The 21,228-nt window shown below is 44.8% G+C and carries 20 protein-coding genes; 5 read left to right on the top strand and 15 right to left on the bottom strand.

Annotation, left to right across the window (positions count from 1 at the left end; translation table 11 throughout):
* Positions 1-218: 218 nt before the first annotated feature.
* Positions 219-2,954 (bottom strand): copper-exporting P-type ATPase CopA, encoded by a 2,736-nt coding sequence (copA, locus tag LGZ99_RS01930; protein WP_036836916.1) that lies wholly within the window; start codon positions 2,952-2,954, stop codon positions 219-221.
* Between the two features lie 141 nt (positions 2,955-3,095).
* Between copA and cueR the strand changes: the two genes are divergently transcribed.
* Positions 3,096-3,497: a Cu(I)-responsive transcriptional regulator gene (gene cueR, locus LGZ99_RS01925; protein WP_021323829.1), complete on the top strand. Its 402-nt coding sequence runs from the start codon at positions 3,096-3,098 to the stop codon at positions 3,495-3,497.
* On the opposite strand, the gene LGZ99_RS01920 is transcribed toward cueR, so the two are convergent.
* The 5 genes from LGZ99_RS01920 to tesA form a co-directional block, all read right to left on the bottom strand.
* Entirely contained in the window at positions 3,491-3,946 is a 456-nt protein-coding gene (locus LGZ99_RS01920) for an NfeD family protein (RefSeq protein ID WP_021323828.1), read from the bottom strand. The two genes, cueR and LGZ99_RS01920, sit on opposite strands and share 7 nt — an antisense overlap.
* Positions 3,947-3,948: 2 nt before the next feature.
* The gene (locus tag LGZ99_RS01915) at positions 3,949-4,869 is read right to left on the bottom strand and encodes an SPFH domain-containing protein (protein ID WP_021323827.1); all 921 of its coding nucleotides are present in this window, start codon (positions 4,867-4,869) and stop codon (positions 3,949-3,951) included.
* A gap of 23 nt (positions 4,870-4,892) precedes the next feature.
* Positions 4,893-5,750: a co-chaperone YbbN gene (locus LGZ99_RS01910; RefSeq protein WP_262978812.1), complete on the bottom strand. Its 858-nt coding sequence runs from the start codon at positions 5,748-5,750 to the stop codon at positions 4,893-4,895.
* Between the two features lie 67 nt (positions 5,751-5,817).
* The gene (locus LGZ99_RS01905; protein WP_021323825.1) at positions 5,818-6,603 is read right to left on the bottom strand and encodes an SDR family oxidoreductase; all 786 of its coding nucleotides are present in this window, start codon (positions 6,601-6,603) and stop codon (positions 5,818-5,820) included.
* A gap of 50 nt (positions 6,604-6,653) precedes the next feature.
* Entirely contained in the window at positions 6,654-7,286 is a 633-nt protein-coding gene (gene tesA / locus LGZ99_RS01900; protein WP_196815148.1) for a multifunctional acyl-CoA thioesterase I/protease I/lysophospholipase L1, read from the bottom strand.
* Between tesA and ybbA the strand changes: the two genes are divergently transcribed.
* Together ybbA and ybbP are read left to right on the top strand one after the other, a co-directional pair.
* Positions 7,257-7,943 carry a putative ABC transporter ATP-binding protein YbbA gene (ybbA, locus tag LGZ99_RS01895; RefSeq protein WP_036836915.1) on the top strand — a complete coding sequence of 229 codons (687 nt, stop codon included), beginning with the start codon at positions 7,257-7,259 and terminating at the stop codon, positions 7,941-7,943. The two genes, tesA and ybbA, sit on opposite strands and share 30 nt — an antisense overlap.
* The gene (gene ybbP, locus LGZ99_RS01890) at positions 7,940-10,372 is read left to right on the top strand and encodes a putative ABC transporter permease subunit YbbP (protein WP_036836914.1); all 2,433 of its coding nucleotides are present in this window, start codon (positions 7,940-7,942) and stop codon (positions 10,370-10,372) included. The genes ybbA and ybbP overlap by 4 nt, the downstream gene beginning before the upstream one ends.
* A 108-nt stretch (positions 10,373-10,480) precedes the next feature.
* On the opposite strand, the gene LGZ99_RS01885 is transcribed toward ybbP, so the two are convergent.
* The 3 genes from LGZ99_RS01885 to LGZ99_RS01875 all read right to left on the bottom strand — a co-directional run bounded on the left by LGZ99_RS01885 (position 10,481) and on the right by LGZ99_RS01875 (position 13,816).
* Positions 10,481-11,536 (bottom strand): LLM class flavin-dependent oxidoreductase, encoded by a 1,056-nt coding sequence (locus tag LGZ99_RS01885; RefSeq protein ID WP_152552693.1) that lies wholly within the window; start codon positions 11,534-11,536, stop codon positions 10,481-10,483.
* Positions 11,537-11,598: 62 nt separating this feature from the next.
* Positions 11,599-12,873 carry an MFS transporter gene (locus tag LGZ99_RS01880; RefSeq protein ID WP_023043789.1) on the bottom strand — a complete coding sequence of 425 codons (1,275 nt, stop codon included), beginning with the start codon at positions 12,871-12,873 and terminating at the stop codon, positions 11,599-11,601.
* Between the two features lie 55 nt (positions 12,874-12,928).
* Positions 12,929-13,816 carry an outer membrane protein OmpK gene (locus LGZ99_RS01875; protein ID WP_235184639.1) on the bottom strand — a complete coding sequence of 296 codons (888 nt, stop codon included), beginning with the start codon at positions 13,814-13,816 and terminating at the stop codon, positions 12,929-12,931.
* A gap of 735 nt (positions 13,817-14,551) precedes the next feature.
* On the opposite strand from LGZ99_RS01875, the gene LGZ99_RS01870 reads away from it, so the two are divergent.
* Positions 14,552-15,175: a riboflavin synthase gene (locus LGZ99_RS01870; protein ID WP_036837030.1), complete on the top strand. Its 624-nt coding sequence runs from the start codon at positions 14,552-14,554 to the stop codon at positions 15,173-15,175.
* A gap of 102 nt (positions 15,176-15,277) precedes the next feature.
* Here LGZ99_RS01870 and purK read toward each other — a convergent pair whose 3' ends face one another.
* From purK to ppiB, 4 genes are all read right to left on the bottom strand, one after another.
* Positions 15,278-16,345 (bottom strand): 5-(carboxyamino)imidazole ribonucleotide synthase, encoded by a 1,068-nt coding sequence (gene purK, locus LGZ99_RS01865; RefSeq protein ID WP_036836910.1) that lies wholly within the window; start codon positions 16,343-16,345, stop codon positions 15,278-15,280.
* Positions 16,342-16,872, bottom strand: a complete 531-nt coding sequence (gene purE / locus LGZ99_RS01860; RefSeq protein WP_021323817.1) for a 5-(carboxyamino)imidazole ribonucleotide mutase — start codon at positions 16,870-16,872, stop codon at positions 16,342-16,344. Before purE ends, purK begins: the two co-directional genes overlap by 4 nt.
* Before the next feature lie 160 nt (positions 16,873-17,032).
* Positions 17,033-17,755: a UDP-2,3-diacylglucosamine diphosphatase gene (gene lpxH / locus LGZ99_RS01855; RefSeq protein WP_036836907.1), complete on the bottom strand. Its 723-nt coding sequence runs from the start codon at positions 17,753-17,755 to the stop codon at positions 17,033-17,035.
* Between the two features lie 10 nt (positions 17,756-17,765).
* Positions 17,766-18,260, bottom strand: a complete 495-nt coding sequence (gene ppiB, locus LGZ99_RS01850) for a peptidylprolyl isomerase B (protein WP_021323815.1) — start codon at positions 18,258-18,260, stop codon at positions 17,766-17,768.
* A 269-nt stretch (positions 18,261-18,529) separates the two neighbouring features.
* Between ppiB and cysS the strand changes: the two genes are divergently transcribed.
* Positions 18,530-19,915 (top strand): cysteine--tRNA ligase, encoded by a 1,386-nt coding sequence (gene cysS, locus LGZ99_RS01845; RefSeq protein ID WP_036836905.1) that lies wholly within the window; start codon positions 18,530-18,532, stop codon positions 19,913-19,915.
* Between the two features lie 70 nt (positions 19,916-19,985).
* On the opposite strand, the gene ybcJ is transcribed toward cysS, so the two are convergent.
* On the bottom strand, positions 19,986-20,198 hold the full coding sequence (gene ybcJ / locus LGZ99_RS01840; protein ID WP_036836903.1) for a ribosome-associated protein YbcJ: 213 nt from the start codon (positions 20,196-20,198) through the stop codon (positions 19,986-19,988).
* Complete coding sequence (gene folD / locus LGZ99_RS01835) at positions 20,198-21,073, bottom strand: bifunctional methylenetetrahydrofolate dehydrogenase/methenyltetrahydrofolate cyclohydrolase FolD (RefSeq protein ID WP_036836901.1); 876 nt, start codon at positions 21,071-21,073, stop codon at positions 20,198-20,200. Before folD ends, ybcJ begins: the two co-directional genes overlap by 1 nt.
* Positions 21,074-21,228 lie beyond the last annotated feature (155 nt).

Here is a 21,228-nt window from a genome sequence, read left to right as displayed (position 1 = left end):
TCATGGCGGCACTTACCTTTGCCAACTCTTTAGTAATGACCATAATCTTTATCGATCTGAATGAGAACATTGACGGAGATGTGGTGATTTAATGCAGCGGCATGGATGGACATTGCTGTATGAGAATGTGCTGGGGTGGAAGTATAAGGCATGATCATGGATATGCATTTTTACGATCCACCCCAACATCATCAAAGCAGACTCATTTCTCTGGTGATTCAGAATTTAGGCTTAAACCTCAGTAATCGGTTAGCGTTACTTACCACCGTAATTGAAGAAAGCGCCATAGCTGCACCTGCTACCACCGGATCTAACAATGTTCCGGTAAAGGGATAGAGCACGCCAGCGGCAATTGGAATCCCTAATGTGTTGTAAATAAATGCGCCCAACAGGTTCTGTTTCATATTGCGCAGAGTTCCTTTGGACAGTTCAACCGCATCAGCCACACCATGCAGACTGTGACGCATCAGTGTTATTGCTGCGGTTTCAATAGCGATATCACTACCGCCGCCCATTGCTATCCCAACATCAGCTTGTGCCAGTGCGGGCGCATCGTTAATACCATCCCCCACCATAGCAACCTTGTGGCCTGCTGCCTGAAGCCTCTGAATAGCTGCGGCCTTGCCATCTGGTAACACACCCGCGATCACCTGATCAATACTCGCTTCTTTGGCAATTGCATTGGCAGTCACCGGGTTATCTCCAGTCAGCATCACTAAACGGTAGCCCTGATGATGTAATCGTTTCAGTGCGCTAAGGGTATCTTCACGCAATGGGTCACGAATTGACAGCACTGCCGCCGCTTTGCCGCCTGCTGCCAGAATAACCGGTGTGATACCTTTCTCTGCTTGTTGAGCAATCAGCGGTTTTAATTCCTGTGTATCAATTTGATTTTGTTCCAGTAATGCCTGATTACCCAGCAACAGTGCTGTACCATTCACTTCACCACTGATACCCAGTCCAGCCAGAGTGCGGAATTGTTCAACTTGCGGTAATTCCAGTCCTTCGGCTTTGGCAAGAACTGCTTTGGCTAATGGATGGTTAGAACCACTTTCCAGAGCGCCTGCCCAAATCAATACATTTTGTTCACTATATCCGTTGAAAGTATGGATATCAGTAACTTGTGGCATACCTTCAGTCAGCGTCCCGGTCTTATCGAAAACAAGGGTGTCCAGTGCGCTTGCTTGTTGCAGGGCATCGGCATCCCGTACCAGAACCCCGAATTCTGCGGCGCGGCCAACACCCGAGATAATTGACATAGGGGTCGCCAGCCCAAGAGCACAGGGACAGGCAATAATCAGCACCGTGGTAATAATGACCAATGAATACATAATCTGTGGTGCCGGACCAACAAAATACCAAATGGCGCCTGCAATCACGGCAATCGCTACGACAACCGGAACAAACACAGAGGAGATTTTATCTGCTAACTGACCCATCTCGGGTTTACTGCTTTGTGCCTGACGTACCAGTTTGATAATTCGTGCTAATGTCGTTTGGCTGCCGACTGCGGCGGCAGTAAACAGCACGGTGCCATCCTGCACGGTTGTACCCGCGTGAACGTTATCACCTCTGGATTTCTGTTGTGGAATCGGCTCACCGGTCAGCATTGCCTCATCTAGCCAGACTTCACCCTGAATGATTTCACCATTAACCGGAACACGATCACCTGTCGTCAAACGCAATGTCATTCCCGGTTTAACATCGGCCAGAGGGATCTCTTTTTCGCCATCTTCTGTCACCACTCGGGCAGTCGGTGGGGTCAGATCCAGCAGGCGCTCCAGTGCTTTTGAAGAGCGCTGGCGGGCACGTTGTTCCAGAGCATGTCCCAAGTTTATCAAACCGATAATCATGGCGCTGGCTTCGTAATAAAGGTGACGGGCTTGTGGTGGAAAAATATCCGGCCACAGGTTGACACTGATGGAGTAAAACCAGGCGGCACCTGTTCCTAATGCCACCAGTGTGTCCATTGTGGCACTGCCATTTTTCAAGCTTTGCCACGCGTTGCGATAGAAATGACCACCGGCAAAAATCATCACGGCAAGCGTGATAATCCCGATAGTTAGCCAGATGTTATGGTTTTCCGGGGTGAGCACCATATTATCGCCCATCATGCCCCATACCATTACTGGAATGCCGACGACCAAGGCTAATGTCGATTGCCAGCGGAAACGGCGCATATTGGCTTCAGAAACTTGTTGCTGGCGCTCACGACGCTCAGTTTCGTCCTGGATCAATTCTGCACCATATCCTGCTTTTTCCACTGCCTGAATCAGCGCGTCAGGTGATGCGCTACCGGTAATCAAAGCGCTGCGTTCAGCAAGGTTCACTCTGGCATTTTCCACGCCATCGACACTTTGCAATGCTTTCTGAACCTTGTTCACACAGCTGGCGCAAGTCATACCATCCAACAGCAACTGGATACTATCATCACTGTCACTGGCCAGGAATACATCAGTTTTTTCGACCGGAATAGAAGAGGTTGCCGCTGCCAAAGGTTCCGGTCTGTTTGAAGCAGGTATTGTCAGCGGCTTAGATTTTGGGGAGTTTTGACCGGCAGCCAGTTTTGCGTGATAACCCGCCTGCTCAATGGCGGCAATCAACGTATCGGTATCAGCTTTACCGTAAACTTTAGCGGTTTCAGTATTCACATCTGCGGCGATAACGCCATCTACAGCTTCCAGCGCTTTACGTGCAGTACCTGCGCAATGCATACAACTCAGGCCAGAAAGTTCCAGTTCGACATCAGGTTGGCAGGCAATGGTGGCTTCGTAACCCGCTTCTTTAATTGTTTCGATTAAAGATTCAGGAGAGGCTTCGCTGGTTACTTTGGCATAATCAATAGTAATATCTGTTTGCTCCACATCGGCACGATTTTCCAGTGCTTTTTTCACACGGTTAACACAGTGCATACAGGAGAGTCCCTGTAATGTTAAAATAGTGGTATGTGACATAAAAAGCCTCCTAACACATAGTGATATAATTATTCTTCACATCGGTATGATAATTGATGATGATATCTACATAGTTCAAGTGAATTTCTGACTTGTTGCGAAGGTTAAACCTTCCCGCAAGGGTAAGGTCAAGGGGAAAAAATGAACATCAGTGAAATTGCCCAAAGAACCGGCCTGACCAGTAAAGCTATTCGGTTTTATGAAGAAAAGGATCTGATCACACCGCCGGAAAGAGGTGATAATGGTTATCGTTATTATCGGCAGAAACATATTGATGAATTAACGCTGTTGCGTCAGGCGAAACAGGTCGGTTTTACGCTTGAGGAGTGTCGTGAGTTTTTAGTGTTATTTCGAAATCCCAATCGTCACAGTGCCGATGTAAAAGCGGCAACGTTGCATAAAGTGGCTCAGATAGAAAAGACGATTAAAGAGTTACAGGGAATCAGAAGTAAATTGTTATCTTTGGCGGAAGAGTGTCCAGGAGATGACGGGGCTGCGTGCCCCATCATAGATCATTTGTCTGGTTGCTGTCCTCATCAATGAGAATCGACGGGTTTTACTTTCAGTGTAATACCATCAACAGCAATGACTTCTACTTCGGTATTGGCGGATAGTTCTCTATCACAGTGAACTCGCCAGCTTCCATCTGCAAGCTTGATCCGGCTGTAACCATTTTCGGTATCCGCAGTCAGTTTAGCCTGGGTACCGATGAGCTGGTGGTCTTTCTGGTTCAGTGTATCGCTGCCTTTTGACGGACGGCTACGTAACCAGTAGCGCCATAGCACCGCAGAGAGCAGCGTCAGCGTTGCAAACAGAATACCTTGCAATTCCCAGCCCATTCCTGGTAGTAACCAGGTGATAAATGCAACAACGAGAGCGGCTATACCGGTCCATAACAGATAGCCGCCGGTTCCCAGAAGCTCTGCGATTAACAGTAAACCGCCGAAAGAGAACCAAAGCCAGGTTGTTTGAGCCGCAAGTTGTGCAATCATGGTTATTTACCTTTTTTGCTTTCGCCAATCAGTTCAGCAATACCACCAATAGCGCCCATCAGATTACTGGCTTCCAGCGGCATCATAATCACTTTGCTGTTATCGGAGGCGCCAATGCTGGTCAGTGCATCGGTATATTTCTGGGCAACAAAGTAGTTAATGGCTTGCATATTACCGTCAGAAATCGCGTCAGAAACCATTTTGGTTGCGCGGGCTTCCGCTTCAGCGGCACGTTCACGCGCTTCTGCCTGAAGGAACGCGGACTGACGTTCCCCTTCGGCTTTCAGAATCTGAGACTGTTTTTCCCCTTCGGCTTTCAGAATCGCCGCCTGACGGATACCTTCCGCTTCCAGAATATCAGCACGTTTGGTACGTTCTGCTTTCATCTGAGCGTTCATGGCAGAAATCAGTTCCTTCGGTGGGCGCACATCACGGATTTCAATACGGGTAATTTTCACGCCCCACGGGTTAGTGGCTTCATCAACAATATGCAATAGACGGCTATTGATGGAATCACGCTGTGACAGCATTTCGTCCAGCTCCATTGAACCCAAAACGGTACGGAAGTTCGTCATAGTCAGGTTGATGATGGACAGCTCAAGGTTGCTGACTTCATAGGCGGCCCTAACGGGATCGACAACCTGAATAAAGCAGACTGCATCGATAGTCACATTAGCATTGTCGCGGGAAATCACTTCTTGTGAAGGAATATCCAGCACTTGTTCCATCATGTTAATTTTACGACCAATGCGATCGATAAAAGGGATAATAATATGCAGGCCCGGTAATAAAGTCCGGGTATAACGGCCGAAGCGTTCTACTGTCCATTGATAACCCTGTGGCACTGTTTTTACGCAAGTAAATACAATAACTACAGCGATAAATATCAGAATAGGGACGGCACCAAAAGCAAATAAGTCCATAGCAATTCCTTAATCAAATAAAATCAGTAAAGCAGCGAATAAACCTGGCGACGGTATTTTGAAGCCAGAGCGTTACCGGTTCCCATTGCAGACATAATATCCATCATTGTTTTCCGTACCGCACCGTTGGCAGCGGAAAGATCCTTTTTCAGGAAGCCCAGTAATAATTCCAGAGCTTCTTCATTGCGGTTGACTTCGTGCAGCTTCAGAGCGAGCTTAACAGCCAGTTCTGCATTTTCCGGTTGAATGGCGAATTCTTGTTGCAATTGCTGGATTTCCGGTGTATCCGCCGCTTGCTTTTGTAACTCAATTTGAGCCAGTAAACTATGATAATGAGAGTCTTGATCCTGTAATGGAATAAGATTCAGAATTTCCTGAGCTTCTTCTATATTATTGAGCATAATTTGCACTTCGGTCAATATAAGAGCAATTCCACTATTTTTAGGGGCTAAGTGCCAGGCTTCTTTCAACAGAGGCAGTGCTTCCAGCGGCTTTCCTTCCGCGATAAGTTCTTCTGCCTGAGCCGCTTTCAATTCTTCCGGTTTGGGTAATACGCGGGAAAGCATCTCTCTAATCGCGTTTTCAGGTTGTGGCCCCTGGAAACCATCTACTGGCCGGCCTTGTTGCAACATATAAACCGTAGGAATGGCCCGTAAGCCAAACTGGGCGGCGACCATTTGCTCTTTATCACAATCTACTTTTGCCAATATAAATTGATCTGCATATTCTGCTGCCAGTTTATCCAGAATTACGCCCAATTCCTGACAGTGGGGGCTATGTTCAGACCAGAAATAAAATAAAACAGGTACAGTCATAGACTGTTCAACAGTTTGGTGCAGGTTACTTTCGTTAACGTTAATTCCAGAAGTCGTTGGTAGCATATAATTAGTCTCTTAAATTCGATTGTCGCAGAGGAATATTAAACAGATGAGGTTATTTTCCTGACTTTCAAGTTGTACCACTCTGTTTACTCAGTATTTTGTCCATTAATCTTCCCGGCAAAAACCGGCGCATAATAGTGACAGCATGGGTTATCCAAGTAACCGGATAACGTAATTTAGGATTCGGACTTTCCAAAGCATGAATCAGTTTGCGCACAACGGCTTCGGGTGTCAGGGTGAAATGGCGGGCGATCCTGGAATTTACGACGGGTTTATCGCGTTGGGTTTGATTCACATTTTCTGCAAAACGTGTTTTTATCGGGCCAGGTACAATCAAACAAGATTTAATTCCTGTTCCTGCCAATTCCATTCTTAATGCATCTGACCATGCTTCCAAAGCATATTTACTGGCAGAATAAGCACCGCGACCTGGAGTTGAAATCAGTCCCATAACTGAACTGGTTTGGATAATACGGCCTTCACCATGAAGCTGCATTGCCGGGAGTAATAAACAGGTAAGTTGATGTGTACCAAACAGATTGGTAGAGAATTGGCGTTCCAATTGTTCACGGCTGATGGTATTTAACGGGCCATAAATACCAAAGCCGCCATTATTAAACAGTCCGTAAAGGCGACCATTGGTTAATCGGATAACTTCGGCAGCGGCACGTTCGACACTGATTTTATCGTCAAGATCCAATGCGATAGGTTCCAGCCCCAATTCGCGCATATGTTGTAAATCCTCGGGCTTCCGGCAGGCTGCTAATACTCGGTAGCCCCGTTGATGGAGTGTTTTGGCCGCCACCAGACCAATCCCACTGGAACAGCCGGTGATAAGAACTGACTTTTGCATAACTTTACCTGCTTATATACATCTATTTGTAAAAACTGATGGTTTACTACTTAAGAATGATTAAGGTGTACTAATAATATGTCAGATATCCAGTCGGCGATAAACGGTTGAGCGGCCAGATTGGGATGTAATCCATCTTGTTGTACCCATTCTGGTTTAATAGCGACTTGTTCCATGTAAAACGGCAGCAAGGGAATTTGATTGTGTTCTGCCAGTTTGGGATAAATCCTGGCAAAAGATTCGGTATAACGGCGTCCATAGTTTGGTGGCAAACGGATCTGCATCAATAAAGGCTGAATATTGGTTTGTTTCACTAAGGTGATGATCTGTTGCAGATCCTGTTCTGTTTGTTGTGGAGGAAAACCGCGTAATCCATCATTGGCGCCAAGCTCTATCAGGACCCAACGGGGTTTATGCTGTTTAAGTAATTCGGGTAGCCTTTCAAGGCCCTGAGCTGCGGTATTACCGCTGATGCTGCCGTTGATCACAGTGATATTATTGCCGGATTTCTGCCACTTTTTGTCCATCAAAACAGGCCATGACTGTTCAACCGGCAGATGGTAACCAGCGCTAAGGCTATCACCCAGAATCAAAAGGGTATCAGCGGCAGTCGTTCTGGCGCTGAATAGCACTATCAGTAAAAGGAAGGGTAAATGGTAACGGGGAATATTCTTGAAGTTCAGCATCTCAGTAAGCACGTTGGTCAGGGGGAACATAGGATCACTATATTGCAGGGAGTCGAGTTGGTTGTCGAGCCTGCACAGACGATTGCTTTAGTGGGCGAATCGGGTTCGGGTAAATCTACGTTGCTCGGTATTATTGCTGGGTTGGATGATGGCAGTGACGGCGAGGTTCGGCTGCTGGGGCATAATTTAAGCCGGATGAATGAAGAACAGAGGGCACAACTGCGGGCTGAAAATGTTGGTTTTGTCTTTCAGTCATTTATGTTAATTCCGACGTTAAACGCATTGGAAAATGTCCAGCTTCCGGCTCTATTACGTGGTGAGTCGGAAAGTAGCAGTAAGAAACGGGCGGTTGAATTGCTTGAACAACTCGGATTGGGGAAGCGTTTAAAACATATGCCGGCACAACTTTCTGGTGGGGAGCAACAGAGAGTGGCGTTGGCACGGGCATTCAGCAGCCAACCCAAAATTTTGTTTGCTGACGAGCCAACAGGGAATCTGGATCGACAAACGGGAGACCGTATTGCAGATTTACTGTTTTCTCTCAATCGTGATTACGCCACAACATTAATTCTAGTCACTCATGACAGCCAGCTTGCGGCCTGTTGCCAGCGTTGCTTGCGGTTGGTCGATGGTAAATTGAGGGAAGAAAAATGATTTGGCGCTGGTTTTGGCGCGAATGGCGCACTCCTTCTTTATTGATTGTCTGGTTATCTCTGACGCTGGCCGTGGCTTGTGTGTTGGCATTGGGAAGGATCAGTGATCGCATTGATCAAAGTGTTCATTACCAGAGCCGGGATTTTCTGGCGGGTGATTTAGTTCTGCGTGCCTCTTACCCGGTAGATGAAGGGTGGTTACAACAGGCGGGAAACCTTGGGCTAAAGTTGAGCCGCCAGCTCTCTTTCTCCACAATGACTTATGCTGGGGATATTCCTCAACTTGCCAGTGTCAAAGCCGCAGACAGCTATTATCCATTATATGGTGAGCTGGAAACCAATCCACCGGGTTTGAAAGCAGAAAAGGGCACGGTGCTGGTAGCATCTCGTTTGCTTGAACTGTTGAAAATTAAAGTTGGCGATAATCTGGATGTGGGTGATACCACGTTAAGGGTAAGTGGAGAATTAATTCAGGAACCAGACAGTGGTTTCAATCCATTCCAGATTGCACCGCGGATTTTGATCAATCTTGATGATGCGCAATCCACCGGCGCTATTCAGCCCGGTAGCCGTTTGACGTACCGTTATATGTTTTCTGGTGATAAAGAAGCGGTTTATCAATATCAACAGCTAATTGATCCCCAACTTAAGGCTGATCAACGTTGGAATACCTTGAAGCAGGATAGTGGCGCGCTGGCAAAATCTATTGATAGGGCGCAGCAATTCTTGTTGTTATCGGCTTTGCTTACGTTATTACTTGCTGTCGCGGCGGTAGCCGTATCAATGACTCACTATTGCCGTAGCCGCTATGACTTGATTGCGGTGCTTAAAACACTTGGTGCGGGACGTTGGGCGTTACGTAAATGGGTGATTGGTCAATGGCTGGTGATATTGAGTGCGGCAGCGTTGGTGGGGGCGCTGCTTGGATTGATGTTTGAATATCTGCTGGTGCAGATTTTGGCGCCTATGTTGCCGAAGACGTTACCGCAAGCAGGCTTCTGGCCGTGGATATGGGCATTAGGGGCATTATCTGTTATCGCTTTGCTGGTGGGGATACGTCCGTACAAACAGTTAATGGCAACCCAACCATCAAGGGTACTGCGTGATGATATTATCGCGCCCGTCTGGCCGTTGCGTTATTACCTGCCGTTGGTGGCGCTGGTGGTGATTGGCGGGCTGAGTCTGCTGGCTGGAACTAAACCGATGTTATGGGCGTTACTTGCCGGCATGATGATTGTTGCGATATCACTGGCTGTGCTCGGTTGGGGGGGATTGTGGTTGTTGCGTCATCTGAAATTCCGCCAGCTCAGTTTTCGTCTGGCGGTTAATCGATTACTGAGGCAGCCATTGCAGACGGTAACTCAATTGGCGGCTTTCTCTTTATCATTTATGTTATTTGCTTTGTTGTTGGTCGTCAGAGGAGATTTGCTTGATCGCTGGCAACAACAACTGCCAGCGGACAGCCCAAACTATTTTCTGATTAATATGACTGGACAGCAAATTTCACAGGTAGAAAATTTGTTGGCTCAGTATCAGGTTAAACCGGCGGAATTCTATCCGGTGGTATTGGCCCGTTTGACGGAAATTAATGGGCAATCGGCGATAACATGGGCAGATGCCAGAGAACCGGACAGCAACACTGTACGACGGGAATTGAACCTGACATGGAAAGAGGAATTGCCGCCATTTAATACCCTGGTAGAGGGAAATTGGCCACCAAAAGAGGATGAAGTTTCTATTGAGAAGGGGGTTGCTGAACGTTTAGCAATCAAAATCGGCGATAAACTGACATTCAGTGGCGATACGCAGCAATTCAGCGCCACAGTAAGCAGCATCCGACAGGTAGACTGGGAAAGTTTTCGGCCAAATTTCTTCTTTATTTTTCCAAAACAGGCATTGGAAAATCAACAACAAACCTGGTTGACCAGTTTCCATTATCAAGGGGATGGCCGACTGCTAACCAGCCTTAATCGCCAGTTTCCAACGTTGAGCTTGCTTGATACTGGTGCGATGATTAAGCAAATTCAGGGTATTTTGCAGCAGGTAGGCAGGGCGTTGGAGGTTATGGTTGGGCTGGTTATGGTATGTGGCGCATTACTCCTGTTGGCACAGGTTCAGGTAGGGATGCATCAACGACAACTTGAGCTGGTGGTTTACCGTACCTTGGGAGCCAGTAAGCCATTACTGCGCCGTACTCTCTGGAGTGAATTCGCTTTGCTTGGATTAATGGCGGGTTTTACTGCGGCATTAGGTGCTGAAGTTGCGCTTTGGTTGTTGCAGACAAAAGTGTTTGATTTTCCATGGCAACCAGAGTGGCAAATGTGGCTCTTACTGCCAGTCATCAGCAGCCTGTTACTTTCGTCGTGTGGTAGTTGGCTGGGGATCAGGCTGTTACGGGGAACGGGATTACACCGGCGGGTTCAGGGGTAAAAAGGCGATATTTGTAACATCCGGGGAATGGGTAAGATCGCCGATACGGGGTGAACCCATTCCCAAGGAGTCGAAGCCACATTAATTTGCTGATCTGTTTATCGTTGTTTAAGCAAATTCGGTCCTGAGTTGTGGCAGGATTTTGGCACCGAAAGTCGTGAGACCTTCGACATAATCAGGAAAGATCAGCATAACCCCATCCAGTTCACATTCGCGCAGCAAATCTGACAATTGTCTGCGACAAGTTTCTGGGTTGCCGATAGCCGTGTGGGTCATAAAAGCATTTTGGGATCGTTCAACCATAGCATTGCTTTTTTCACCAACATCGACGCCGAAACTATGCATCATGCTTTTAACTGCGCCGATATCCAGGCCATCACGATAGAACTGAGCCAGAGTTTCAGCTTCTTCATCTGTTTCGGCGCAGATAATCGTACACATACAAAAGGTCTTGGTGGTTGTACCGTATTCTGCCGCAATACGTTTGGCCATTAGGCTTATTTGCTGTGTCTCTTCTTCATCCTTACCACCAATGAAACACACATCAGTATTACGCACACTAAAGCGCAGCCCACATTCTGATTGACCGGCACAGACCAAATAAGGACGTGGAACGGAAACAGGTTTAGGTTCAGAAACACAATTCTTCAAGTTAAAGAACTTTCCCTGATGATCAACCTGCTTCTCGCACCAAAGCCGTTTGATTAATTGGGCCCATTCTTCAGTCATTGCATAACGTTGATCATGATCTAAATCATTATCCCATTCTCCCATTTGTTCAAATTCGTCCTTGAATGAACCGGAGACAATATTCAACCCGGCGCGTCCATGACTAATCTGATCCAATGTGGCGATCATCTTGGCCGTCACCGCAGGATTATGTAGCCCAGCGTGCATGGTCGCGATAAGTTTGGCATGATGAGTCACTTCGGCAATACCAGCCATCATCGTGACGGATTCCAGCGAACAACCCCAATGTTCGGTCTCACCGCCGAAGCCACGCCATTTGCTCATGGACATAATGAAGTCCAGGCCGATTTGATCAGCCAGAATAGCGGCTTCACGGTTTTGTTGATAAGAAGCATCCAGTGGTGGTGTATTTTTAGAAATAATCCACCCGCCTTTAGCTATGGGTAGAAATACACCGAATTCTTTTTTTGCCATCATTGATTCCTTCTTTTTATGTTGTAAGGAATACCTTTTCAGGTCCATTTTGTTTTTTAAATTCAGTTAAGCAAAGTACTGTTATCAGAGTGTTTCTTCACTATTTGTGAAGGTGGTTGCATCGTGAATGTGATAATCAGAATGGTAAACACGGGTATGGCAATAATGAAGAATGCGGGTGTAAAACTACCTGAATAATCTTTAATCGCTCCTACCAGGAAAGGAGCGAAACACGCGATAGTGGAGATCAGGTTCACCACCGAGAACAATTCCAGGTAAGGCTTACGCCCAAAGTAATTGAACAGTAATAGGCTGGATGCCAGAAAGGTCATGCCATAACCGATGCCAATACATAAAGTAAACAGGATTAAAAATGTCCATGAAGAGGCAGCACTGAGTGCGATAAGACCACAGATAATTATCGACAGACTGCCGATAAGAAGCTTTTTGGGATCGAGCCATTCACCAACAGCTCCTCCGGCAAATCTTGAAAATGCATTGATAAAAGCCAGAATACTGAGTGACGAAGCGGCAACAGACTCACTGAATCCGTTTTCGGTGATATGGGCCACAGCAAAACTGTTAACGGTTATTCCGCACAATAAGAAAGAGGTATAAGCTGCCGCAATGGCATAGAATTGCCAAGTTTGCAGTGCTTGCCGGGCATTCCAGATTTCCTTGGTGCGATAGATGCTGGAAGGGGTTTGATCTTGTTGATTTTTACTGACTTGTTCAGCATGGGCGCTTTCCTTTTTGCCTTCGCGCATCACTAAAATAGTCAACAGGCTGAACAGGGTCAGTAATACCCCGGAAATCGCCCAGTGCATACGCCAGCTTCCCCAGAATGCGGTTGCCAGGAAATAGATCCATGGGCCAAGCACTCCACCTAATCCACCAATGGTGAAATAGATACCAAAGGCCAGCGACTGTTTTTCAAAAAGCCGGCTAATGACATAAGTTCCGGGAACGGTAGCCATAAGGCTAAAACCGATCCCCAGCAGTGTTGTGCCGGTGAAATAGGCGGTGATACTGTGGGTGTTGTAGAGGATGTAAAAACCGGTGATGAAGATTAGCGTACCGATCAGCAAAGTAGCCCGGACACTCGTATGACGAATAAGCATCGCCGGAAGGTAACTGGACAGCCCACATGACAGGCCAAGTAAAGTGAATCCCAAACCTGCATCAGTCCAACTCCAGCGTAATTCCTTGATCATGCTGGGTAACACAACGCCCAATGAGGTAAATGTCGTTGCGGTGACCAGAAAATAAACCAGACCCAAAAGTATCAGCAGAAGCCACTGATAAGTACGTCCGAACCTGTCGTGTTGAATGGGCATCTTGACTCCATAATGGATAAAGGTCATCAAAAATTTCTGATATTTTATTTCGGTATCAGAAAAAACTATATCGAATAAAGATCCCGTAGCTAAATTGATCTGTTCGATAATAAGGGGTATCTTTTATTTTGTATTTATTTTTTATTGGATTCAGGACAATGCCAGTCCATAAGTGACCTGGTTGATTACCTAGGAATTTTCCTAAATCATAGTGCAACTCGGGTTTGAAATCGATAGTTTCGGGTTGTCCATGTAAGCCTAATGTATAATCAAAAGTCCCGACAACCCGGAAATCACCTAAACGATTATTGAAGGGAATTCCGTAATCAACATGGATTCGCTGATCATTCCAGCTCCCTTTGTCATTATTCTCAAAATAAAAAATTGTACGTAACCAGCTAATCCAGTCTGCTTGCCAGTCAATGCTGATGCCTGGAAAGTAGTCGTAATCCATACCTTTGGTTTTAGCAACCCATTGAGCGAACAGAATATCTTTTAACGGCCCAAAAGAAATGTCATGACCAGTCACTTTACTAAAACTCACTCTTGGTACAAATTTATAATAGTAGGTGCTTTTATCACCGGTATAATCGCTTTGCAGTGAATTTTGCCAAATACTATAGACGTACATATCTCCGATACTGTAGTCACCGAAAGCCTCTAAAATGGGTGAGATCGTTTTTCTGGGATCGACCCGGTTTTCAAATTGTATATAAAGGCTGGTATCAACAGATTGAAAATTAACAAAATCACTTGCCTGAGCTTGATTGATTACCGGTAGTAATAACAATATTGAAGATAATTCTCTCTGTTTTAATCTGGTGCTGATCCAATACCAGGCCATTGCCAGATAAGCAGCACAAGAAAATGGAGAAGAGAGCCCTAAAGTGAAAAAAAACGGTGGGCAGCTTTTAGGATGGTGGGCTTTCCCGGCAAGTAACACGAGGGTTCCCCTTTTCATACGTTATCGAACTAATAATAGCGATAGCATTGATCTAATGAGTCGGTTTTGTCAAAGGAAGATTTGATTTTATTGATGAATGGCGAACTGTGTAGAAAGATAAGATTATTCTAACTTTAGTTATTTTTTAGTATCGCTAATATATTGATTATTTAGTTAGCGATGTTTTTTTGTTTAACTTTATGTTCCAGATCGGAAAGAATATTGTTAATTTATTGTTGTGTGGAAATATTTGTACAATTGTGACTTAGGTCACTGAATTTTATGATTTTATTTATAATGATAGATAGTCATAGAAATGACAACAATGAATTAATACTTTCTATATCATAGTAGAATTAAGGCTAGTAGTGAATTATAATTTAAATATTTTGAGTTGCTATGTGAAATATTTTATGAGATGTAGTCTGTTATTGTTTGCGAAATATTTATATATTTTAGAATTGTCATTAGTTTAAATTACAAGTCTTATTTTATATTTAATTGTTTATTTAACAATAAAGGTGCATAAATTTAATATAATTAAAAATCACTATATTAAGTAAGTAATTAAATTTTTTATTTGTGATGTTTTATATATTAAAATCATAAATATATAAAAACTTGCTAAAATAATTCGTGAAAATACCATTAATAACCCTTTACCAAAAATATATTTCAAGATAACATGAAGGTTATTATTCAATGGTTTTTTTACTTAAATATAATGGGGTGATTATGTATACTGGAATTGTACAAGGAAAAGAAACAGTATTATCTCTTGATAAAAGAAATGGATTTAGTACATTAACGGTAAGTAATATTAACCACTTCTTTGATGATGTTGCTGTGGGTGCGAGTGTTGCTATTAATGGCACGTGCTTGACTGTGACACAATTTAAAAATGATATTGTTTCTTTTGATATTTCAGATTTTACTGCTGATGTGACCACATTAAAACTTTTAGGTGTGGGAGATAAAGTTAATATTGAAAGATCACATCAAATGTATAAAGAAAATGGCGGGCATAGCCTGTATGGGCATATTGAAGGCGTAGCAAAAGTCGTTGATTTTATCGAAACTGGTGAAACTTATCGATTAATTATTAGCATTCCTGAAGATAATATCAAATATTTTTTCCATAAAGGTTTTATCGGTCTTCATGGTTGTAGTTTAACAATAAATGGCATAAATGAAGAAAATAAAACTATAGAATTGAATTTAATTCCGGAAACATTAAGGACGACTAATCTTAGTGATATTAAAATTGGCGATTTACTGAATTATGAAATAGATCAAACAACGAGAACTATTGTAGATACGGTAGCCAGAGCGATTAATGTTAATAAATTAACACAATAATCAAAGGAATATAAAATAATTCGGAACGAATGGGATTGTGGAGCGGTAAATTATTTTATTTCCGCTTCCACATTTAATTCCAGGCTATTAGCTGATAAATGGCTAATTTAATTTTTCTTGCACCCACTCCAGACCACTCTGATATTCAGGTGGCAGCATTGGAATTAGTTTTCGCAACGTATCTTTTAATTCGTTTTTATCTGAATGAGAAAGATTAAGGTGACCGACCTTACGCGCCGGACGAACTTCTTTCTCATACCAATGCAAGTGTACTAATGGCGAACTGAGCCATTGATTATTGATATCTGTGCCAATCAGATTAACCATGACTGATGGTGCGGTAACCTCTGGTTGAGGCATAGGTAAATCCAGAATAGCGCGAAGGTGTAATTCAAATTGGCTGATGGAAGCGCCGTTCTGAGTCCAGTGACCACTGTTATGAACCCGTGGCGCGAGTTCATTAATCAGTAAATGATCATCGACGATAAAACATTCCATTGCCATTACGCCGACATATTTCAGCTCATGCATAATGGCTGACAACATGTTCTGGGCTTGCTGTTGTAAATGGCAGTTTTCCTGAGGAAAGGCAATGCTGGCCCGCAGAATGCCATCTTGATGCAGATTGTGAGTCAATGGATAGAACACACAATCACCCCTTTCATTGCGTGCACCTACCAATGACACTTCACCAGAGAAAGGAATCGCCTGTTCGGCAATACATTCACCATAAATATCGGTCGGTAACTCTGTTTCATCTCCGGGACCGATGCGCCATTGTCCACGGCCATCGTAACCGCCGATACGGCGTTTAACGATGACGAAATGACTGAGTTCTGCGAATAGTTGCGGCCATTGGCGGATATCAGACAGTAATTGCCACGGAGCAGTTGCAAGCCCAAGGCTATCTATTAATTGCTTTTGTGGCAGGCGATCTGCCAGGCGGGGAAAAATATCCCGATTAGCAAAAGCCTTATGGCGGGCGAGTTCCTGGGTAAGGGCGGTTTCCGGCCAGCGCTCAATTTCGGCGGTGATAACACTATTTTGGTAAGGAACGGCTTCGGGTTCTGCATCCAGGCCAACCGGATAAACTGTGATACCTAAAGGCTCGCCCGCTTGACGCAACATCCGTCCGAGCTGACCGTTACCTAATACACAAACTGGTTTCATGCTTCCTCCCGCGGATCGGGATTATCGAGTACATCCTGAGTTTGTATTTCACGCCAACAGGTAAGGCGTTTCAGCAAATCTTTATCATGACGCGCTAGGATCTGTGTTGCCAGCAAGGCTGCGTTTGCTGCGCCTGCTTTCCCAATCGCAAGTGTACCGACGGGAATACCTTTTGGCATCTGTACGATTGAATAGAGGCTGTCTACACCATTAAGTGCTGCACTTTGTACGGGTACGCCCAGAACCGGTACCAGCGTTTTAGCTGCCAGCATTCCGGGTAAATGGGCAGCACCACCTGCGCCAGCGATAATGACATCAAAACCATGTTGTTCAGCTTGTTCGGCAAAACTGAACAGCTTATCTGGTGTACGGTGGGCAGAAACAATTTCAACATGGAAGGGGACATCAAGGGAGGTGAGAATATCCGCCGCGTGCTGCATAGTCGCCCAGTCGCTTTTGGACCCCATAACGATTGCAATTTTGGCGTTGTGTTGAGTTGTTCCTGCTGAATCAGGCCGGGCAGTCATAAATCAAATGCTCCTGTGTTTTTAACGTCCACCAGAACGAAAATAGCGCTTTAAGGCCGCGAATCATACCATGCCCGTAAGCTAAGGAAAACGATTGCGTTGCTTTATACTTTGGTTGTGCTGGTTGGGTGTGAGTGTTCCCTATCAATCAGAATGGGAATCAAAATGGGAAAAAGATAAGATCCGTTGATTCGCCGGTTACTTTGAACATTGATCCTTGATGGTGCCATGCACCAAGCACTCCGCGGTAGTATATTTTGTTATGCAGAGAAATTTCATGTACAGCCGGGCGGTGAGTATGCCCGTGTATCATCCAGTCAGCTTGATATCGCTCAAAAACATCAATAACGGCTTGCTGGTTGACATCCATGATTGCTTCGGATTTTCTGCTGTTGACAGATTGGCTGTTGGCCCGCATTTTTTCAGCGATTTTCTGACGGATAAACAGAGGTAATAATAAAAACAGGCGCTGAATCCACGGGGTATGCACCCGTTTACGATATTGTTGATAACCTTCGTCATCAGTACACAAAGTATCTCCGTGTAAAATAAGCACTCGCTTACCATACAGTTCCACTATTTTTTCCTGTGGTAACAATATCATTCCGCTTTCTTCAGCGAAGCGGGAGCCGATCAGAAAATCACGGTTACCATGAATAAAATAGCAGGTAACACCTTGTTGTTTCAGTGTTTTTAATGCAGCGGCAATTTCATGGTGGAGAGGATTATCATCATCATCGCCAATCCAGTAATCGAACAGATCACCGAGAATATAGAGACTATCAGCCTGAATAGCATCCTCACGCAGAAAACGCAGAAAACCGGCAGTGATTGCCGGTTCGTGTTCGCTGAGATGTAAATCTGCGATAAAAAGTGTGCACATACGCGCTGAATTACTCGCTGACAGTCACTTTTTCGATGATAACGTCTTCGCGTGGTACGTCTTGGTGCATACCGCTGCGGCCAGTAGATACGCCTTTGATTTTATCAACAACATCCATACCTTCGACCACTTCTGCAAATACGCAGTAACCCCAGCCATCAGGGCGTTCAGAACGGAAGTTCAGGAAATCATTATCAACAACATTAATGAAGAACTGCGCAGTCGCGGAGTGTGGATCGTTGGTACGTGCCATAGCCAGAGTACCACGGTTATTTTTCAGACCGTTATTGGCTTCGTTTTTGATAGCCTCGTCAGTCGATTTTTGCTTCATACCAGGTTCAAACCCACCACCTTGAATCATGAAGCCATTAATAACACGGTGGAAAATAGTGTTATCGTAGAAGCTATTGCGGCAGTAGTTCAAGAAATTTTCAACAGTTACAGGAGCTTTGTCAGCGAAAGTATTAATTACGATATCGCCAAAATTGGTATGGAAAGTCACCATAATTGAAATCCTAATAATAGTTTTGATTAACCCGGTTTAGGGCATTTGGACCAGGCGGCTTTTATATCACATCTACCATAATGAGTCAGTACCTATTAATTTCAGTAAGCTATATTGACCGCTGACCTTGCAAAGCGCTTAATATCAGGTTTCAATATCTTATTGGTCTATGCCATATCGAGTATCTATTTATGAGATAAGGACATAAATCCAGAATTATCAATTCGTTATTTTTAATCACACGTACAGTGAATTTACGGAAAATCCCGATGCTAAAAATTTTCAATACCCTCAGCCGCCAGAAAGAAGAATTTAAGCCAATCCATCCAGGGAAAGTAGGGATGTACGTGTGTGGTATCACGATTTATGACCTGTGTCATATTGGTCACGGCAGAACATTTGTTTCCTTTGATGTGGTTGCTCGTTATCTGCGTTATCTGGGATACGATTTGACCTATGTGCGCAACGTGACCGATGTTGATGACAAGATCATCAAACGTGCAGCGGAAAACCGTGAAAGTTGCGATGAGTTGACCAGCCGTATGCTGGCGGAAATGCATAAAGATTTTGACGCGCTGAATATTTTACGCCCTGACTTGGAACCACGTGCGACCCGTCATATCCCAGAGATTATTGAACTGACGGAATCGTTGATAAAACGTGATCATGCTTATGTGGCGGATAATGGTGATGTCATGTTTTCCGTCGAGAGTGATCCGGATTACGGATCACTTTCCCGTCAGGATCTCAGCCAGTTACAAGCAGGTGCACGAGTAGAAGTCGCTGATGTCAAGCGTAACCCAATGGATTTCGTATTGTGGAAAATGTCTAAGCCGGGTGAACCAAGCTGGGAATCGCCGTGGGGAGCTGGTCGTCCTGGTTGGCATATTGAATGTTCTGCTATGAACAACAAACAGCTAGGTAATCATTTTGATATTCATGGTGGTGGTGCTGATTTGATGTTTCCGCATCATGAAAATGAAATTGCTCAGTCTACCTGTGCTCATGATGGCCCGTATGTGAATTATTGGATGCACTCTGGAATGGTGATGGTGGATAAAGAGAAGATGTCCAAATCGCTGAACAACTTCTTTACTATCCGTGACGTACTGGAATATTACGATTCAGAGACGGTACGTTACTTCCTGCTGTCAGGCCACTATCGCAGCCAGCTTAACTACACTGAAGAAAACCTGAAACAGGCGCGTACTGCGCTTGAACGTCTATATACTTCTCTGCGTGGCACGGATGCTTCTGTACAGCCGGCAGGTAGTGAAATGTTTGAGGCGCGTTTCAAGGAAGCGATGAATGACGATTTCAATACGCCAGAGGCTTATTCGGTACTGTTTGATATAGCACGTGAAATCAACCGATTGAAATCAGAAAATATGGCCGCGGCGAATGGCCTGGCGGCTGAGTTACGAAAATTGGCCGGTATTTTAGGCTTATTGGAACAAGAGCCGGAACAATTTCTGCATAGTGGTGTTCAGGCTGATGATGAAGAAACTACCAAAATTGAAGCACTGATTAAACAGCGTAATGATGCCCGTAAAAACAAGGATTGGGTGCTGGCAGATTTTGCCCGTAATCAGTTGAATGAGATGGGGATTGAGCTGGAAGACGGCTCGCAGGGAACGAGTTGGCGTCGTAAATAAGTTAGATATATTTTTGAGTCACTGAGCTGGCTTTATAAAATAGGCTCCCTTTTGGTGGAGCCTATTTTAGTTATTCTTTGATGCAAACAGAGTCACCGTTGAAGGTAACAACCTGCCCGGCAATAATTTTGCAGCGTTTGCGCGTCTCTGTCTGACCATTGACTTCAATCAGACCTTCAGCAATAACTGCTTTGGCGGCCGCACCGCTTTCACTCCATCCTTGGAACTTCAGCAGATCACACAGTTCCACATGAGGATGGCCTTCTAAATAAAAAATTTCCATTAACAACCTTCAGTTTTTTCCACGTTATGGTATTCCTCGCAGGCTTGCAAGGTGTTCTGGATAAGCGTAGCGACTGTCATTGGACCAACACCACCTGGAACGGGCGAAATCCAGCTTGCTCGTTCTGATGCGGTTTCAAAATCAACATCACCAATCACCTTACCGTCTTCCAGACGATTAATGCCTACATCAATAACGATAGCGCCTGGTTTAACCCATTCGCCGGGGATAAAGTTCGGTTTACCGACAGCCACAATCAGCAGATCCGCATGTTCCACATGGTGGCGTAAATCTTTGGTAAAGCGATGAGTCACCGTGGTGGTACAGCCAGCCAGCAACAATTCCAGACTCATTGGACGACCAACAATATTTGAAGCGCCGATAATGACGGCATTCAGGCCATAAGTATTGATTTCGCAGCGCTCAAGCAACGTTGCGATACCGCGCGGAGTACAGGGGCGCAGTTTTGGCGCACGTTGACACAGACGGCCAATATTATAGGGATGGAAGCCATCAACATCCTTATCAGGTTGGATACGCTCCAGAACCTTGACATTGTCGATACCGGCAGGTAAAGGGAGCTGCACCAGAATTCCATCAATTTCTGAATCGTTATTGAGCAGATCGATAAGGTTCAGTAACTCTGCTTCACTGGTAGTATCTGGCAGATCATAAGAACGGGAGACAAACCCGACTTCTTCACAGGCACGGCGTTTGCTTGCGACATAAATCTGAGAAGCGGGATTTTCCCCTACTAAAACAACGGCAAGACCGGGAGCACGTTTTCCCGCTGCGACACGTTGTTGAACACGTTCTGCGACTTCTCTTCTGATTGTCTGCGCAATCGTTTTCCCGTCAATAATTTTTGCTGACATGTACTAATAAATCCATAAATCAAACATTGGGATACCGCCTATTTTGTCAGAACATGAACGTGCTGTCAGTTTTATTGATAATCAGAAAATAGACAGATGGAGATTTATAAGCAGAAAAGCCATTGACTCAAGGGTTTGTCCCCGTATAATCTCAC

Origin of the sequence: Photorhabdus temperata, from assembly GCF_025384845.1 — a bacterium.
Classification (GTDB): domain Bacteria; phylum Pseudomonadota; class Gammaproteobacteria; order Enterobacterales; family Enterobacteriaceae; genus Photorhabdus; species Photorhabdus temperata.
The sequence above is the reverse complement of the archived record's forward strand: the minus strand, read 5'-3'. Positions and strand labels throughout refer to the sequence as shown.

Bases quoted from the DNA above. Each gene is read 5' to 3' on its own strand.
- ybbP (WP_036836914.1), top strand. From the start codon at position 7,940: ATGATTTGGCGCTGGTTTTGGCGCGAATGGCGCACTCCTTCTTTATTG.
- LGZ99_RS01910 (WP_262978812.1), bottom strand. From the start codon at position 5,750: ATGCTACCAACGACTTCTGGAATTAACGTTAACGAAAGTAACCTGCAC.
- LGZ99_RS01915 (WP_021323827.1), bottom strand. From the start codon at position 4,869: ATGGACTTATTTGCTTTTGGTGCCGTCCCTATTCTGATATTTATCGCT.
- LGZ99_RS01880 (WP_023043789.1), bottom strand. From the start codon at position 12,873: ATGCCCATTCAACACGACAGGTTCGGACGTACTTATCAGTGGCTTCTG.
- ybcJ (WP_036836903.1), bottom strand. From the start codon at position 20,198: ATGGAAATTTTTTATTTAGAAGGCCATCCTCATGTGGAACTGTGTGAT.
- LGZ99_RS01885 (WP_152552693.1), bottom strand. From the start codon at position 11,536: ATGGCAAAAAAAGAATTCGGTGTATTTCTACCCATAGCTAAAGGCGGG.
- ybbA (WP_036836915.1), top strand. From the start codon at position 7,257: ATGGTAACGGGGAATATTCTTGAAGTTCAGCATCTCAGTAAGCACGTT.
- folD (WP_036836901.1), bottom strand. From the start codon at position 21,073: ATGTCAGCAAAAATTATTGACGGGAAAACGATTGCGCAGACAATCAGA.
- ppiB (WP_021323815.1), bottom strand. From the start codon at position 18,260: ATGGTGACTTTCCATACCAATTTTGGCGATATCGTAATTAATACTTTC.
- lpxH (WP_036836907.1), bottom strand. From the start codon at position 17,755: ATGTGCACACTTTTTATCGCAGATTTACATCTCAGCGAACACGAACCG.
- cysS (WP_036836905.1), top strand. From the start codon at position 18,530: ATGCTAAAAATTTTCAATACCCTCAGCCGCCAGAAAGAAGAATTTAAG.
- purK (WP_036836910.1), bottom strand. From the start codon at position 16,345: ATGAAACCAGTTTGTGTATTAGGTAACGGTCAGCTCGGACGGATGTTG.
- cueR (WP_021323829.1), top strand. From the start codon at position 3,096: ATGAACATCAGTGAAATTGCCCAAAGAACCGGCCTGACCAGTAAAGCT.
- LGZ99_RS01870 (WP_036837030.1), top strand. From the start codon at position 14,552: ATGTATACTGGAATTGTACAAGGAAAAGAAACAGTATTATCTCTTGAT.
- purE (WP_021323817.1), bottom strand. From the start codon at position 16,872: ATGACTGCCCGGCCTGATTCAGCAGGAACAACTCAACACAACGCCAAA.
- copA (WP_036836916.1), bottom strand. From the start codon at position 2,954: ATGTCACATACCACTATTTTAACATTACAGGGACTCTCCTGTATGCAC.
- LGZ99_RS01920 (WP_021323828.1), bottom strand. From the start codon at position 3,946: ATGATTGCACAACTTGCGGCTCAAACAACCTGGCTTTGGTTCTCTTTC.
- LGZ99_RS01905 (WP_021323825.1), bottom strand. From the start codon at position 6,603: ATGCAAAAGTCAGTTCTTATCACCGGCTGTTCCAGTGGGATTGGTCTG.